This is a genomic window from Streptomyces sp. NPDC047000 (genome assembly GCF_040644295.1).
Taxonomy (GTDB): domain Bacteria; phylum Actinomycetota; class Actinomycetes; order Streptomycetales; family Streptomycetaceae; genus Streptomyces.
In genome coordinates this window covers 456,749-472,760 of record NZ_JBEYWE010000003.1, presented here as the reverse complement: position 1 = coordinate 472,760, position 16,012 = coordinate 456,749, and the positions used below count along the sequence as shown (strand labels likewise).

Annotated in this window: 14 protein-coding genes; 6 read left to right on the top strand and 8 right to left on the bottom strand. The window is 71.9% G+C overall.

Annotated features, from left to right (window positions below):
- Positions 1-7 precede the first annotated feature (7 nt).
- The 3 genes from ABZ862_RS08565 to ABZ862_RS08555 form a co-directional block, all read right to left on the bottom strand.
- The gene (locus ABZ862_RS08565; RefSeq protein WP_360954368.1) at positions 8-1,159 is read right to left on the bottom strand and encodes an NADH-quinone oxidoreductase subunit D; all 1,152 of its coding nucleotides are present in this window, start codon (positions 1,157-1,159) and stop codon (positions 8-10) included.
- A 146-nt stretch (positions 1,160-1,305) separates the two neighbouring features.
- Complete coding sequence (locus ABZ862_RS08560; RefSeq protein WP_360954365.1) at positions 1,306-2,709, bottom strand: hypothetical protein; 1,404 nt, start codon at positions 2,707-2,709, stop codon at positions 1,306-1,308.
- A 267-nt stretch (positions 2,710-2,976) separates the two neighbouring features.
- On the bottom strand, positions 2,977-4,104 hold the full coding sequence (locus tag ABZ862_RS08555; protein ID WP_360954362.1) for an alpha/beta hydrolase-fold protein: 1,128 nt from the start codon (positions 4,102-4,104) through the stop codon (positions 2,977-2,979).
- Between the two features lie 270 nt (positions 4,105-4,374).
- On the opposite strand from ABZ862_RS08555, the gene ABZ862_RS08550 reads away from it, so the two are divergent.
- The 6 genes from ABZ862_RS08550 to ABZ862_RS08525 all read left to right on the top strand — a co-directional run bounded on the left by ABZ862_RS08550 (position 4,375) and on the right by ABZ862_RS08525 (position 9,568).
- Positions 4,375-6,144, top strand: coding sequence for a phosphatidylglycerol lysyltransferase domain-containing protein (locus ABZ862_RS08550; protein ID WP_360954359.1), 1,770 nt, complete (start codon positions 4,375-4,377; stop codon positions 6,142-6,144).
- A 154-nt stretch (positions 6,145-6,298) separates the two neighbouring features.
- Positions 6,299-7,240, top strand: a complete 942-nt coding sequence (gene folP / locus ABZ862_RS08545) for a dihydropteroate synthase (RefSeq protein ID WP_360954356.1) — start codon at positions 6,299-6,301, stop codon at positions 7,238-7,240.
- Positions 7,237-7,740: a nuclear transport factor 2 family protein gene (locus tag ABZ862_RS08540; RefSeq protein WP_360954353.1), complete on the top strand. Its 504-nt coding sequence runs from the start codon at positions 7,237-7,239 to the stop codon at positions 7,738-7,740. The genes folP and ABZ862_RS08540 overlap by 4 nt, the downstream gene beginning before the upstream one ends.
- Positions 7,741-8,036: 296 nt before the next feature.
- Positions 8,037-8,396: a dihydroneopterin aldolase gene (gene folB / locus ABZ862_RS08535; protein WP_360954350.1), complete on the top strand. Its 360-nt coding sequence runs from the start codon at positions 8,037-8,039 to the stop codon at positions 8,394-8,396.
- On the top strand, positions 8,393-9,004 hold the full coding sequence (gene folK, locus ABZ862_RS08530) for a 2-amino-4-hydroxy-6-hydroxymethyldihydropteridine diphosphokinase (RefSeq protein ID WP_360954347.1): 612 nt from the start codon (positions 8,393-8,395) through the stop codon (positions 9,002-9,004). The genes folB and folK overlap by 4 nt, the downstream gene beginning before the upstream one ends.
- Positions 9,005-9,079: 75 nt before the next feature.
- Positions 9,080-9,568, top strand: a complete 489-nt coding sequence (locus ABZ862_RS08525) for a DUF3180 domain-containing protein (RefSeq protein WP_360954344.1) — start codon at positions 9,080-9,082, stop codon at positions 9,566-9,568.
- 87 nt (positions 9,569-9,655) lie between these two features.
- On the opposite strand, the gene folE is transcribed toward ABZ862_RS08525, so the two are convergent.
- The 5 genes from folE to ABZ862_RS08500 all read right to left on the bottom strand — a co-directional run bounded on the left by folE (position 9,656) and on the right by ABZ862_RS08500 (position 15,678).
- Entirely contained in the window at positions 9,656-10,261 is a 606-nt protein-coding gene (gene folE, locus ABZ862_RS08520) for a GTP cyclohydrolase I FolE (RefSeq protein ID WP_360954341.1), read from the bottom strand.
- Positions 10,262-10,424: 163 nt separating this feature from the next.
- Complete coding sequence (gene ftsH, locus ABZ862_RS08515) at positions 10,425-12,473, bottom strand: ATP-dependent zinc metalloprotease FtsH (protein ID WP_360954338.1); 2,049 nt, start codon at positions 12,471-12,473, stop codon at positions 10,425-10,427.
- A gap of 185 nt (positions 12,474-12,658) precedes the next feature.
- Positions 12,659-13,219 (bottom strand): hypoxanthine phosphoribosyltransferase, encoded by a 561-nt coding sequence (gene hpt, locus ABZ862_RS08510; RefSeq protein ID WP_360954547.1) that lies wholly within the window; start codon positions 13,217-13,219, stop codon positions 12,659-12,661.
- Positions 13,220-13,281: 62 nt separating this feature from the next.
- Positions 13,282-14,340: a tRNA lysidine(34) synthetase TilS gene (gene tilS / locus ABZ862_RS08505; RefSeq protein ID WP_360954335.1), complete on the bottom strand. Its 1,059-nt coding sequence runs from the start codon at positions 14,338-14,340 to the stop codon at positions 13,282-13,284.
- Between the two features lie 213 nt (positions 14,341-14,553).
- Positions 14,554-15,678: a zinc-dependent metalloprotease gene (locus ABZ862_RS08500; RefSeq protein ID WP_360954332.1), complete on the bottom strand. Its 1,125-nt coding sequence runs from the start codon at positions 15,676-15,678 to the stop codon at positions 14,554-14,556.
- Between the last annotated feature and the right edge of the window lie 334 nt (positions 15,679-16,012).

The following is a 16,012-nucleotide window of genomic DNA, read 5'->3' as shown; positions in this document are numbered from 1 at the left end:
TGCCGCCCTACTTGTCGATGTCCCCGACCACGAAGAACATCGACCCCAGGATCGACACCATGTCGGCGACCAGGGCACCCGGCAGCAGCTCGGTGAGCGCCTGGATGTTGTTGTAGGACGCCGAGCGGAGTTTGAGCCGGTACGGGGTCTTCTCGCCCTTGCTGACGAGGTAGTAGCCGTTGATGCCGAGCGGATTCTCGGTCCAGGCGTAGGTGTGCCCCTCGGGCGCCTTGAGGACCTTGGGCAGCCGCTGGTTGATCGGCCCCTGCGGCAGCTCCACGAGCCGGTCGAGACAAGCGTCGGCGAGGTCGAGGGCGTTGTAGGTCTGCTCCAGCAGGCACTCGAACCGGGCGAGACAGTCGCCCTCCTGACGGGTCACCACCTTCAGGGTGTCCTGGAGTTCGCCGTACGCCAGATACGGCTCGTCGCGCCGCAGGTCGAAGTCGACGCCCGAGGCGCGCGCGATGGGCCCGCTCACGCCGTACGCGTGCACGGCCGTGGCCGGGAGGACGCCGACACCCCGGGTGCGGCCGCGGAAGATCTCGTTGCCGAGGACCAGGTCGCCGAAGACGTCCGTGCGGGAGCGGACGGCGGCGACGGCGGCACGCGCGCGCGTGGTCCACCCGGCCGGGATGTCCTCCTTGAGGCCGCCGACCCGGTTGAACATGTAGTGCATCCGGCCGCCGGAGACCTCCTCCATGACGTGCTGGAGCACCTCGCGTTCCGTGAAGGCGTAGAACACGGGCGTGATGCCGCCGAGTTCCAGGGGGTACGAGCCGAGGAACATCAGGTGGTTGAGAACCCGGTTCAGCTCGGCGAGCAGGGTGCGCGTCCACACCGCGCGCACCGGCACCTCCATGCCGAGCATGCGCTCCACGGCGAGCACGACGCCGAGTTCGTTGGAGAACGCGGAGAGCCAGTCGTGGCGATTGGCCAGCATGACGATCTGACGGTAGTCACGCGCCTCGAACAGTTTCTCCGCGCCGCGGTGCATGTAGCCGATCACCGGCTCCGCGTGCGTGATGCGCTCACCGTCCAGCAGGAGGCGCAGCCGCAGCACGCCATGGGTGGACGGGTGCTGTGGTCCGATGTTGAGCACCATGTCGGTGCTCTCGGCTGCCCCGCCGATCCCGACCGTGGTCTCCGTCGTAGGAGTCATGGACACAGTCTCTCCTACGCACGCGGGCCCCGGGGAGACCGGCCGCCCGGCGGACGGCCCCGAAACGGCGGCGGACGGCCCCGGGACGACCGGTGCCCGGCCGCCTCCGAGGGCTGCCGGGCACCGGTCGTGACGTACTGCCCCGCTCAGGACGCCGCGGTCCTGAGGCCCTGGAGGTCTATGTGTTCCGTCTCGTCGTGGGCCGTCAGGTCGATGACCTGGCCGACGGCCCGGGTGCCCTCCTGGGCCGGCTTGTAGGACGCCTCGGACTCCGGCTTGTGGACGGCGAGCGCGTCCCGGCCCCCGCCGGGCGCCGGGTGCGCGTTCTGCGCGGACTCCATGGCGGGCGACTGCGCCGCCGCCTCCTTCTGCGTACCGAAGAAGTCGAAGCCGCCCTCGACGGTCGGGCGCCGGACGGGCGCGGCCGGTACGACCGCCACGGCGGTCGGCACGGTGAAGTGACCCGACGGCTGCCGGACCGGCAGGGCCGACTGGGCGGGCAGCAGTGACGGCAGGGCCGGGGCCGTCGCGAAGGCCGCCGAAGTGCCGGGCGCGGCCGCATGCCGGTGCTCGTCGGCCACCGCCTGCCGCGCCCCGGAAGCAGCCCCGGCGTCGGACCCGGCGTCGGACCCACCGTCGGCCTCGGCCTCCGTGCCGGACGAGGCGTCCGGCTGCGCGCCGGTCTCGGGCCCGGCTTCCGTAGCGGCGTCGCGGACAGCCGCCGCCTCGGGTTCGCCGCCGTCGGCCGGTTCGTCGATCAGTTCATCGGCCGGTTCGGTGTCCCGTTCCGTGGCCTGCCCGGCGTCCGGCCCGGTGCCGGACTCCTGGGAGGAGTCCTCGGCCGGTTCCCCCGCCGACGGCTCCTCGTCCGAGGCGTCCGGCGCCGTGTCCGCCTCCACGGTCCCGTCCGGCACCTCGGAGTTCCCGGCCCCGTCGTCTCCGACGCCCTGCTCGTCCCGGTCGTCCTGCCCGTCGAGCCTGGACAGGGCCACCGCGGCCCTCAGGAACAGCCGCGAGCCCTCGGCGGAGAACACCGCGACCGTGGTGAGCTCCCCGTCCCCGGCCCCGTCCCCGCCTTCGGCCTCGTCCGTCTCCGTCTTCGGGGCGGCCGGCCCGGACTCGGCCGGGGCAGCCACAGCCCCGGCCCGGTCCAGCGGCGCCTCGGCCTCGTCGTCCTCCTCGGAGTCGGGCACCGTGGCCTCGATCTCCAGCAGCCGCCGGCCCTCCAGCGCGGTCGCGCGCTCCGTCTCCGCCGTGGCGTACCGGCGCAGCAGGGCGGCGTGCTCGTTCCGCAGGGCCGCCAGTTCGGCACGCTTGGCACGCAGCCGCTGCTCCAGCTTGGCGCGCAGCTCGCGGGCCTCATCGAGGTCGGTCTCGAGCTCGGCCGCCTTCTCCTCGTGCCGCCACTCGTCGCTCACGCGCGCGCGGGAGATGTCGGCGACCTGTTTGCCGGCCTGCGAGTCCCAGCGGCGCATGACCGCCGCGCCGACGAGCGCGGTCGCCGCGGCGGTGGCGGCGAAGATCCGGAGCAAGGCCGGTTCCGAGAACACCCAGGGACCGAAAGCGCAGATGAGAGAGACGCCTGCGATTACCGACGGAGGCAGCAGCCTGTGCAGAGGCGGGGAATGGCGGTGACGTCCACGTGGCATGGCCAGAAACTTACCGCGCGTAGGGGAATGATGACGCCCCACCCCGTAAAAACAAAGCTATAACAACGCTTTCACAACGCGTCAGGAATCACCGCCCCGATCCTGCCCGGCCGCCTCCCGGACGGCCCGGCCTCCGCCCGCCCGTCCCCCCCGGCCGCCCGGTCCGTCTCACCGATCGCTCAGCTTGCCGCTCATCCACTGCAGTGCCGCCGGGATCTCACGGCGCCAGGTGTTGAAGTTGTGCCCTCCGCTGCCGAGGACGATCGACGCGATCCGGGTGAGTCCCTTGGCCCGCACCCGGTTCACGAATTCCAGTGTGGCCCTGTAGTCGGTCTCGCCGAGCCTGCTGGTGGTCACGAGCAGCGCGGTGTCGGGCGCGGGCAGGTGGGTGAGGCACCACCGCAGGTCGGCCCGCTCGCGCAGCCTCCTGTCACCGCGGAAGAGGTCGCCGGTGGTCGGGTCGGTCGCCGCCTTGTAGTACGGCGAGAGCCCGACGGCCGCCGCGTAGACACCGGGATGGTGCATGGCCAGCTTCAGCGCGCAGTAGCCGCCCGTGGAGTCGCCGATGACGCCCCAGCTGCCCGGTGTGCGGCCCACCCGGTAATGGGCCGTGACGGCCTCGGGCAGGTCCTTCGCGAAGAACGACTCGGCCTGCGGGCCGCCCGGGACGTCCACGCACTCGGTGTCGCGCGGCGGCGCCACGGTCGGCCGCAGCATCACCAGGATCATCGGCTGCATACGGCCGTCCTTGGCCTGCTCGAACGCCGTACGCGGGTAGCGCAGTTTGTCGACCAGGGCCCGCGCGGTGCCGGGGTAGCCGGTGAGGACCACGGCCGCGGGGAAGGTACGCGCGCGGTAGCGCGCCTGGAAGTACTCCGGCGGCAGATAGACGTACGCGGGCATGACGGTGCGGGAGGTGCGGCCGGTGATGCCGACCGTCTGGATCTGCCCGGCCGTCTGCGGCCGGGATCCGCCGGAGCCCGGCGGCAGCGCCGTGCCGAGCACCTCCAGCGGGCCGCCGGGGGCGCCGTGCGCGGTGTGGTCCACGACCACGCCCTGCGCGGTCTCCTGGCCGAGGAGGTCGGCCCAGCCGGCGTAGAACCCGAACGCCTGGTTGACGGCGACCCCCGCCGACGCGAAGAGCGCCAGCTGGGTGGCCAGCAGCAGACCGATCCGTCCGCTGACGGTCCGCCAGCCGGGACGCGCGAGGCGGGGCCACAGCCACACCGTCCCCGCGAAGAGCGATCCGGCGAGCAGAACCACGCCTACCAGCACATTGTTGCTCGTGAGTCCCATCAACGGTCCCCTGCCCGCGCTTTCCGCCGGGGGCGCCGCCACGTTTCGTCGCACGCGCTTGCCCCAGGCTTTCCTTGACCTTTGAACCGGCTTTTCGCGGGGGAAGGAACCTCTTTCCCCGAGACACCGTCCTAGAGGGCGCAATGTCGCCGGATGCCCGAATCGGCGCCGGATTCAAGGTCTCTCGCGGAACTACGGGATGCGATGTCTGTCAGGATAGATGGGGAATTGTCGAGTGGGGTTCCAGACCGATCGGGCCGAGCACCGCGGATGATCCGCGGCCCGCGCGCCGAGGCCGTCCCCACGCTGGTCGGCAGGGCGGCCATGGTCGTCGGCCTGCTGGACATCGCCGCGGGTACGTTCCCGCGCTTCCGTCACAGCCGTATGCACGCGATGGCCGAGGTGCTGCCGGGCTCGTTCGGCCCGTTCGCCGCGGCCCTCTCGCTCTGCTCCGGCGTGCTGCTCCTCCTCCTCGCCCACGGGCTGAAACGGCGCAAGCGGCGGGCGTGGCGGGCCGCGGTGGCCCTGCTGCCCGCCGGGGCCGTCGCGCAGTTCGTGTACCGGCACTCGCTCATCGGCGTACTGATCTCGCTGGCGCTGGTGGTGCCCCTGCTGCGGCACCGCGACGAGTTCGCGGCGCTGCCGGACCCGCGCAGCAGGTGGCGGGCGCTCGCCAACTTCGTCCTCATGGGGGCCGGTTCGCTGGCGCTCGGGCTGGTCATCGTCAGCGTCCACCCGCACCGCATGGTCGGCGACCCGAGCCTGGCGGACCGGCTGACGCACGTCTTCTACGGCCTGTTCGGCTTCGAGGGACCGGTCGACTACCAGGGCAACACGTCCTGGACGGTGGCCTTCTCGCTGGGCGCCCTCGGCTGGCTCACGGCGGTCACCACCATCTACTTCGCCTTCCGTCCCGAACACCCCGCCGCGCGCCTCACGCAGGAGGACGAGGCCCGGCTGCGCACCCTGCTGGCCAAGCACGGCGGCCGCGACTCCCTCGGTCACTTCGCGCTGCGCCGCGACAAGGCCGTCGTCTTCTCGCCCAGCGGCAAGGCGGCCGTGACGTACCGGGTGGTGTCCGGCGTGATGCTCGCCAGCGGTGACCCGATCGGCGACGTCGAGGCGTGGCCCGGCGCCATCGAACGGTTCATGGACGAGGCGAAGGCCCACTCCTGGACGCCCGCCGTGATGGGCTGCTCCGAGACCGGCGGCGAGGTGTGGACCCGTGAGACCGGCCTGGACGCCCTGGAACTCGGTGACGAGGCGGTGGTGGACGTCGCGGATTTCTCCCTCACCGGCCGCGCGATGCGCAACGTGCGGCAGATGGTCAAGCGCATCGAGCGGGCCGGCTACGAAACCCGCGTACGGCGCATCCGTGACGTCGGACCGGCCGAACTGGACCGGATCCGGCTCGCCGCGGAGGACTGGCGCGGCACCGACACCGAGCGCGGCTTCTCCATGGCCCTGGGCCGCATCGGCGACCCCGCCGACGGGGACTGCCTGATCGCCACCGCGCACAAGGCGGACGACACGCCGGGCGAGTACGGCGACCTGAAGGCCGTCCTGCACTTCGTCCCCTGGGGTACGGACGGCGTGTCGCTCGACCTGATGCGGCGCGACCGCGCCGCCGACCCCGGCATGAACGAGCTGCTCATCGTCGCCGCCCTCCAGGCCGCGCCGAAGCTCGGCATCACGCGCGTGTCGCTGAACTTCGCGATGTTCCGCTCGGCCCTGGCACGCGGCGAGAAGATCGGCGCGGGCCCGGTGCTGCGCGCCTGGCGCGGACTGCTGGTGTTCCTGTCACGGTGGTTCCAGATCGAGTCGCTCTACAAGTTCAACGCGAAGTTCCAGCCCCGCTGGGAGCCGCGCTTCGTGGTCTACCGCCACTCCGGCGACCTGCCCCGCATCGGCTTCGCCGCGATGCAGGCCGAGGGCTTCGTCAACCTCGCGCTCCCCCTCCCCCGCGCCCTGCGCCGCCGCAGGACCCCGTCGGTCCCCTGCCCCCACGCCGTCCCGGAGCAGAACATCCGCGCGGCCTGACCGCCCTCCCCCGGCCCGGGCGACCGCTCGCCCGGGCTTCCGTCCGTCCGGCGCGGCCACGACGGGCCCCACGGGCAGCGGCGGGCCCCCGCGTAGAGCGGCGGACAGCGGCGGACAGCCGTGGGCAGACGTGGGCAGCGCCTACGCTGGAGCCATGAGTACGGTGCACGGGCGCGGGCGCGTCACAGGTCTTCCCGAGTGGGACCGCTGCGCGGTCATGGGCGTGGTCAATGTGACCCCCGACTCCTTCTCCGACGGAGGCCGCTTCTTCGACACGACCGCCGCCGTCAAGCACGGGCTCAGCCTGGTCGCCGAGGGAGCGGACCTGGTCGACGTCGGCGGCGAGTCCACCCGGCCCGGTGCCACCCGCGTGGACGAGGCCGAGGAGCTCCGGCGGGTCGTCCCGGTGGTGCGCGGCCTGGCGGCCGAGGGCGTCCCCGTCTCCGTCGACACCATGCGCGCGTCCGTCGCCGAGCGGGCCGTGTCCGCGGGCGCCGCGCTCGTCAACGACGTCAGCGGCGGCCTCGCCGACCCCGCGATGATCCCTGTCGTGGCCGCCGCGGGCGTGCCCTTCGTCGTCATGCACTGGCGCGGCTTCCTGCGGGGCGACACCGTCCACGGGGTCTACGACGACGTCGTCACCGAGGTCGTCGACGAGCTCCGCGCGCGCGTGGAGGCCGTACTCGAGGGCGGCATCGCCCCCGACCGCGTCGTCGTCGACCCCGGCCTCGGCTTCTCGAAGGAGGCCGGGCACGACCTGGCCCTCCTCGCCCGCCTCGACCGGCTGCTGGACCTCGGCCATCCGGTGCTGGTCGCCGCCTCGCGCAAACGGTTCCTCGGCCGGATCCTGGCCGGTCCGCAGGGTGCGCCGCCGCCCGCGCGGGAGCGCGACGCCGCGACGGCCGCCGTCTCCGCGCTCGCCGCGCACGCCGGCGCGTGGGCCGTGCGCGTACACGAGGTACGCGCCACGGCGGACGCCGTCAGGGTCGCGCACGCCATCGAGAGGGCGCGCGGCACGGACAGCGCGTACGCCCCCGCCCCCGGGCCCACCGAGGCGCACGCGCCGGGCACCGGCCCCCGCGAGGGAGCCCGGTGAGCACCGCGCACACCGATGTCGAACAGGTCGAGGCCGCGAACACCGCCTACTACGAGGCCGTGGAGCGGGGCGACTTCGAGGAGCTGTCCGGGCTCTGGCTGGTGCCGGCTGACCTCGGCGTCGACGAGGAGTACCACGACCCGGCCGACACGGGCGTCATCTCCTGTGTGCACCCCGGCTGGCCGGTGCTCAGCGGACGCGGCGAGGTGCTGCGGTCGTACGCCCTGATCATGGCGAACACCGACTACATCCAGTTCTTCCTCACCGACGTGCGCGTCTCCGTCAACGGCGACACCGCCCGGGTCACCTGCACGGAGAACATCCTCAGCGGGGGCCCCGCCCCCGAGGGCGAGGAGGAGCTGGGCCCGCTGGTCGGACAGCTCGTGGTCGCCACGAACCTGTTCCAGCGCACGCCGTCCGGCTGGAAGCTGTGGTCGCACCACGCGTCGCCGGTGCTGGCCGAGAACGACGAGGAACAGGACGACGACACCCCCGCGTGACCGGGCCGCCGGGCCGCACCCTGCCGCGCCCGCGTACAGGGACCGAGGCGTGGTGGGCGAGGCGTGGTGGGCGAGGCGTGGTTGGAACGACGGGTCCCGGGGTAAGTGCGGCTACCGACCCGTGAGCCGCCGGGACTCACGGGGAGACGTACGGCGAACCCTCCCGGTCGGGTGCCGACCCGCGCCCCCGTGGCACGGGTCCGCCGGTGCCCGCGGGTAGATTCGGTCGAGGCCGGAGCTCCGCCGCACGCACCGGGGGCGGCCGGCCTCCACCGACGACTTCAGGAGTGATGCGCGTGGACCGTGTCGCGCTGCGCGGCCTCAGGGCCCGCGGGCACCACGGGGTGTTCCCCGAGGAGCGTGAGAAGGGCCAGACGTTCGTCGTGGACCTCGTCCTGGGCCTCGACACCCGTCCGGCGGCGGCGGGCGACGACCTGGCGAAGACCGTCCACTACGGCATCGTGGCCGAGGAGGTCGCCGCCGTCGTCGAGGGCGAACCCGTCAACCTGATCGAGACCCTCGCCGACCGCATCGCCCGCACCTGCCTCGCCCACGAAGGGGTCCAGGAGGTCGAGGTGTGCGTCCACAAACCGGACGCGCCGATCACCGTCCCCTTCGACGACGTGACCGTCACCATCACCAGGAGCCGAGCATGACCGCCTCCTTCACACCGGGGCCCGGCGACCCGACCGTCCAGCCGGTACCCGCGTCCGTCACCGAGCGGGTCGACGCCGCCGACACCACCCTCAGCAACCCGCGGCGGGCCGTCATCGCGCTCGGCTCCAACCTCGGCAACCGTCTGGAGACCCTCCAGGGCGCCGTGGACGCGCTGGAGGACACCCCCGGCGTGCGGATCAAGGCCGTGTCCCCGGTCTACGAGACACAGCCGTGGGGCGTGGCGCCCGGCAGCCAGCCGACGTACTTCAACGCGGTGGTCGTCCTCAGGACCACCCTGCCCCCGACCTCCCTGCTGGAACGGGCCCACGCGGTGGAGGAGGCGTTCCACCGCGTCCGCAGCGAGCGATGGGGTCCGCGCACCCTCGACGTGGACATCGTCGCCTACGCGGACGTCGTCTCCGACGATCCGGACCTCACCCTCCCCCATCCCCGCGCCCACGAGCGGGCCTTCGTCCTCGCCCCCTGGCTCGACGTGGACCCCGCCGCCCGGCTGCCCGGCCGCGGCGCCGTAGCCGATCTCCTGGGCGGTGTGACCCGTGCGGGTGTGGAGCCCCGGCAGGACCTGGAACTCCAGCTGCCCGAGTAGTCGTTAAGGTCAGAGGCCGGGACGGCGGGTGAACGTCGTCGGACCGCACACGTCCGGGGGAGCTGAAGGAACACTGTGAGAGAGCTGCGCATCAGGCTGCTGGTCGGCGTGTTCGTCGTGGCGGGCGTCCTGTCCTGGGCGGGCGCCCGGCTGTGGAACTCGGTGGGGACCCTCCCCAGCGTGCCGCTGGCCGCCCCCATCGTCCTCGCCCTGATCGCCGCCGTGCTGCTGTCCACGGCGCTCTCGCTGCGCGCCCGCTTCAAGGCACAGCGCGAGCGCCGCCCGGGCGCGAAGGGCGTCGACCCGCTGATGGCCGCCCGCGCGGTGGTCTTCGGGCAGGCCAGCGCCCTGGTCGCCGCCCTGGTCGCCGGGATGTACGGGGGCACGGGGGTGTTCCTGCTGGAGCTGCTGGACATCCCTGTCCGGCGCGACCAGGCGCTCTACGCGGGCTTCTCCGTGCTGGCCGGCATCGCGGTGATAGCGGCGGCCCTGTTCCTGGAGCGGGTCTGCAAGCTCCCGGAGGACGACGACCACAACACGACGGGCGCCGAACCGGTGGCCTGACGGGCACCGGCAGGCCGGGCGGCAACGAACCGCTCCCCGCCGGCCGCCCGGCGGCACACCGTCAGGCAGCCGCCCGGCGGCACACCGTCAGCGGGCCAATATCAGGCTCATCGCCTCCGCGCGGGTCGTGGCGTCCCGCAGCTGGCCGCGCACCGCCGACGTGGTCGTCTTGGCGCCGGGCTTGCGGATGCCGCGCACCGACATGCACATGTGCTCCGCCTCCACCACCACGATCGCGCCCCGCGCCTCCAGGATCCGCATGAGGGAGTCCGCGATCTGCGTGGTGAGCCGTTCCTGCACCTGCGGCCGCCGCGCGAACACCTCGACGAGCCTGGCCAGCTTCGACAGGCCGGTGATCTTGCCGCTCTCCGCCGGGATGTACCCGACGTGCGCCACACCGTGGAACGGCAGCAGATGATGCTCGCAGAGGCTGACGATCTCGATGTCCTTCACCAGGACCATCTCGTCGTGCCCCAGGTCGAAGGTCGTGGTCAGAACGTCCTCGGGGCGCTGCCGGAGGCCCGCCAGGAGTTCCCGGTACGCCCGCGCCACCCGCGCCGGGGTCTCCCGCAGGCCCTCGCGCTCCGGGTCCTCCCCGACCGCGATGAGAAGTTCGCGCACCGCGTTCTCGGCGCGCTTCTCGTCGAACTCCCGGGCGGGGCCCTCGCCGTCCAGCGTCACGGGGTCGATCATCTGTGCCTCGTTCCTGTACGTCCGGCCGCGGGCATTTCCGTACGTCTCAGCCGCGGGCAGCGGAAAAGCCGCGTCCCCCAGGCTATAGAACCTGGGGGACGCGGCTTCCATTCCGGTACCGGTGGGGCCTCGGGGCGGGGCCCCGGGGTCCGTACCGGGGCCGTCAGCTCTCCGGCCGCTCCTCGGGCTCCGCCACCGGGGCGGACTCGACGGCGGTGGAGGTCACGGTGGTGGACTTCACGGTGCTGATCGCCGGCGTGGCGCCGTTCGCCCCGTTGGTCAGTGCCAGCTCCTTCGGAGAGAGCACCGGCGGGCGGGTCGAGGGCGTACGGCGGGAGGAACCGGTCCACGCGGGCCGCGGCGGACGCTTGACGATCGAGGCGAAGACCTCGGCGATCTCCTCCTTGCCGAGCGTCTCCTTCTCCAGCAGGGCCAGGACGAGGTTGTCGAGGACGTCGCGGTTCTCCACCAGGATCTCCCAGGCTTCGTTGTGCGCGTTCTCGATGAGCTTCTTGACCTCCTCGTCCACCAGGGCGGCGACCTCTTCCGAGTAGTCGCGCTGGTGGGCCATCTCACGGCCCAGGAACGGCTCGGTGTTGTCGCCGCCGAACTTGATGGCGCCGAGCCGCTCGGTCATGCCGTACTGGGTGACCATCGCGCGGGCCGTCGCGGTGGCCTTCTCGATGTCGTTCGCCGCGCCCGTGGTCGGGTCGTGGAAGACCAGTTCCTCGGCCGCGCGACCGCCCAGCATGTAGGCCAGCTGGTCCAGCATCTCGTTGCGGGTCGTGGAGTACTTGTCCTCGTCCGGCAGGACCATCGTGTAGCCGAGGGCACGGCCACGGGACAGAATCGTGATCTTGTGGACCGGGTCGGAGTTCGGGGAAGCCGCCGCGACCAGGGCGTGTCCGCCCTCGTGGTACGCGGTGATCTTCTTCTCCTTGTCCGACATGATCCGGGTCCGCTTCTGCGGGCCCGCCACGACGCGGTCGATGGCCTCGTCGAGCATGCTGTTGTCGATCAGCTTCTTGTCGCTGCGGGCGGTGAGCAGAGCGGCCTCGTTGAGGACGTTGCTCAGGTCCGCGCCGGTGAAGCCGGGGGTGCGGCGGGCGACCGCCGCGAGATCGACGTCGGGCGCGACCGGCTTGCCCTTCTGGTGGACCTTGAGGATCTCCAGACGGCCCTGGAGGTCCGGCGGGTCGACCGCGATCTGCCGGTCGAAACGGCCGGGACGCAGCAGCGCCGGGTCGAGGATGTCGGGCCGGTTGGTGGCGGCGATGAGGATCACGCCGCCCTTCACGTCGAAGCCGTCCATCTCGACGAGCAGCTGGTTGAGGGTCTGCTCACGCTCGTCGTGACCGCCGCCGAGGCCGGCACCGCGATGACGGCCGACCGCGTCGATCTCGTCGACGAAGACGATCGCCGGGGCGTTCGCCTTGGCCTGCTCGAACAGGTCACGGACCCGGGAGGCACCGACACCGACGAACATCTCGACGAAGTCGGAACCGGAGATCGAGTAGAAGGGCACCCCGGCCTCGCCGGCGACGGCCCGCGCGAGGAGCGTCTTGCCGGTGCCGGGACGGCCGTAGAGGAGAACGCCCTTGGGGATCTTGGCGCCGACGGCCTGGAACTTCGCCGGCTCCTGGAGGAATTCCTTGATCTCCTGGAGTTCCTCGACGGCCTCGTCGCAGCCCGCGACGTCCGAGAACGTCGTCTTCGGGGTGTCCTTGGTGATGAGCTTGGCCTTCGACTTGCCGAAGTTCATCACCCGGGAGCCGCCGCCCTGCATCTGATTCATCAGGAACAGGAAGACGACGACGATGAGGACGAAGGGGAGCAGGGACAGCAGCACTCCGACGAAGGCGTTCTGCTTCGTCGGGGAGACGGTGTACCCCTTGGGGATCTGCTTGTCCTGGTACTTGGTCTGCAGGCTGCCGGCGATGGTCACACCCTGGTCGCCGATGTAGCTCGCCTGGATCTTCGAGCTGCCGGAGACCTTCACGCCGTCCTTCAGCGTGACCTTGATGCTTTGCTCGTCACCGGTCGTCAGCTTGGCCGACTCGACCTTGTTGTCGTTGATCGCTGCCACGACCTGGCCGGTGTCCACCGTCTTGTAGCCGCCGGACGAGCCGACGACCTGCATCAACACGACCACGGCAAGGACGGCCAGCACGATCCACATGACCGGCCCACGGAAGTATCGCTTCACGTCCATCCATACGGAGCGATCTCGCCCCGTCCCTCCTGCCATAGTGAGTTTGATAAGACAGTTCTTCTGACGGTACCCCAGCCATATTGCCCGAAGCGGGCCGGAGTGCTGTGGTTCCCGTCTCTGCATGCTCCAACGGCGTGGAACCCTTCGGGGTTCCCGACCGTCCTACGAAGCTGTGCGCAAGTGTTTCAGCCACCGTAGACGTGGGGCGCGAGCGTACCGACGAACGGGAGATTGCGGTACTTCTCCGCGTAGTCCAGGCCGTAGCCGATCACGAATTCGTTGGGAATGTCGAAGCCGACCCATTCCACGTCGATGGCGACCTTCGCGGCTTCCGGCTTGCGCAGCAGGGTGCACACCTTGAGGGAGCCGGGCTCCCGGGAGCCCAGGTTCGACAGCAGCCAGGACAGGGTGAGGCCGGAGTCGATGATGTCCTCGACGATCAGCACGTGCCGGCCCTTGATGTCGGTGTCGAGATCCTTGAGGATCCGCACCACACCGGAGGACTGGGTGCCCGCGCCGTAGGAGGACACGGCCATCCAGTCCATGGTGACGGGGGTGGACAGCGCCCGGGCGAGGTCGGCCATGACCATCACGGCGCCCTTGAGCACGCCGACGAGCAGCAGATCCTTGCCCGCGTACTCCGCGTCGATCTTCGCGGCCAGCTCGGCCAGCTTCGCGTCGATCTGATCTTTGGTGATGAGCACCTGCTTGAGGTCGGCACCCATGTCTTTCGCGTCCACCCGCATCACTTTCGGTCGGCCCTCGATGACGGCCCGGGCGGTCCGGCCCCCCTGCGGAGGAACGGGACTCAGCCGCGCCGAATCACCAGTCTGCCACCCTGGCGCTGGGCGACGACTTTCCCCGGGAGATTGATGACCCCCTGGCCGCGCCAGCCGGTGATCAGCCGGTCGACCTCCTCGATGTGGCGGGCGAAGAGGGAACCGGCCGGGGAACCGGCCTCGATCGCCGCGCGGCGCAGGACGCGGCGGCGCACGGCGGGCGGCAGCGCGTACAGCTTGGCGCACTCCAGGAGGCCGGTGGCGTCGCGGACGGCAGCGTCCGCCTGGCCGGCCCAGGCGTCGAGGGCGTCGGCGTCGTCGCGGGAGAGCTGGGCCGTCCGGGCGAGTGCCTCCACGACGCCCTTGCCGAGCGCCTTCTCCAGGGCGGGCAGGCCCTCGTGGCGCAGCCGGGAGCGGGTGTACGCCGGGTCCGCGTTGTGCGGGTCGTCCCAGACGGGCAGCGACTGGACCATGCACGCCTTGCGGGCGGTCTGCCGGTCCAGGCCGAGGAAGGGACGGCGGTAACGGCGGCCGGCACCGGAGACGGCGGCCATCCCGGACAGCGAGCGGATGCCGGAACCGCGGGCGAGGCCGAGCAGGACGGTCTCGGCCTGGTCGTCGCGGGTGTGGCCGAGCAGGACGGCGGCCGCGCCGTGCCGGTCCGCCGCGGCGTCCAGGGCGGCGTAGCGCGCGTCGCGGGCGGCGGCCTCCGGGCCGCCTTCCCGGCCGACGGTCACGGGGACGGACTCGACGGGGTCGAGGCCGAGCCCGCGCAGCCGCAGCGCCACCTCCTCGGCGCGGGTGTCGGAACCGGTCTGCAGACCGTGGTCGACGGTGACGCCGCCGGCGCGCACGCCGAGCCTGGGCGCCTCGAAGGCGAGGGCGGAGGCGAGCGCCATGGAGTCGGCGCCGCCGGAGCACGCCACGAGCACCAGGGGCGACGGCGTGCGCACCGGCGCGTCGGGCCGGCCGGTGCGACCAGGCGTGCCGGTACGGTCGGGCGTGCCGGTGGTGTGTTCGTCGAGGATGTCGTGGAGGACGCGGCGGACCGCCAGGCGTATCGCCGCGACCGCAGGATGGGGACCCATTGTCCGGTTCCCTTCATGAAATTGTCGGGGGTTGAGCCCGAGACCGGTCACTCAGAGTGTGTAGATGGTGACAGAAACGGGCGGTTCCCTGAGCATTGCACGCCTATGCATGGCTGACGGTCCCTCGGAAGGGTGATTGAGGGGGCGTTCGTCTGCCGTGGGCCGTTCCGGTTTCACGCCCCTCATCCGGCTGTCGCGCCCCTCACCCGGTTGTCACGACTCGGTCCTGCGGTGCATCCGCGCGACCCAGTCCGCCGGTTTGGCGATCTCCGCCTTGGTGGGCAGGGTGTTCGGGGAGGTCCAGACACGGTTGAACCCGTCCATGCCGGCCTGCTCGACGGCCGCGCGCACGAACCGCTCGCCGTCCCGGTACTGCCTCAGCTTGGCGTCCAGGCCCAGCAGCTTGCGCAGTGCCATGTCGAGCCGGGAGGCACCCTTGGCGCGGCGCTGCTGGAACTTCTCGCGGATCTCCGCGACGCTCGGCACCACCTCGGGCCCGACCCCGTCCATCACGAAGTCGGCGTGGCCCTCCAGCAGGGACATGACGGCCGTGAGGCGGCCGAGGATCTCGCGCTGCGACGGGGTCTGCACCAGTTCCATGAAGGAGCGGCCGCCGTCCTCCTCCTCGCCCTCGGGACGGCCCCCGGCGAGCGACTGAGCGGCCTCCCTCACCCGTTCGAGGACGGTCATGGGGTCGACGTCGGTCTCCGCCAGGAAGGCCTGGATCTCGCCCTCCAGGTGGTCCCGCAGCCAGGGCACCGCCGAGAACTGGGTGCGGTGGGTCTCCTCGTGGAGACACACCCAGAGCCGGAAGTCGTGCGGTTCGACGTCGAGTTCGCGCTCCACGTGCACGATGTTCGGCGCGACGAGCAGCAGTCTGCCGCCGCCGTTCGCGCCCGCGGGCAGATCCCGGGTGGCCGGGGCGAACGTCTCGTACTGGCCGAGCACACGGGACGCCAGGAACGACAGCAGCATGCCCAGTTCGACCCCGGTCACCTTGCCGCCGACGGCGCCGAGCACCGCGCCGCCCGGGGAGTCGCCGCGCCGCTCCTGCATCTTGTCCAGCAGGGGTTTCAGCAGTTCCCGGAACCCGGCGACGTTCGCCCGGACCCAGCCGGGGCGGTCGACCACGAGCACCGGGGTGTCATGGGCTTCTTCTCCACCCATCCGGGTGAATCCGCGGACGTGTTCCTCCGCGGCCCTGGCATGCCGGCGCAGCTCCGCGACGACGGCCCGGGCCTCGTCACGGCTCACCTCGGGCCCCGGCCGCACGAGCCGCGTCGCGGTCGCCACCGCGAGATTCCAGTCGACCATCTCCGCACCACCGATGCTCGTCATGGCTCAACGGTACGTGAGCGTTCCCTGCAAGGGCAGGCCACGCGGGCTCCCTCCGGGACGGACGGCGGGCGACAACGGCACCCCTCGCCCGCCCGTCACCTCACCGAGCCCTCACCTGCCGCACCGGCCGCGCCCACCCCTCCGGCACGTCCTGCGCACCCAGCACGTCCAGCACGTCCACGCCTTCAGGTCCTTCAGGCCCGATGGGCGCGCCCGGCGCGAGGACGAGGGCCCGGGGCCTGCCGCTCCATCGCCCATTTCCCGTCCCCCGTCTCCCACACCCACTCACCCGCGAAGCCCGGAGGGCCGACGAGCAGGGGTCTGGGGGCGCAGC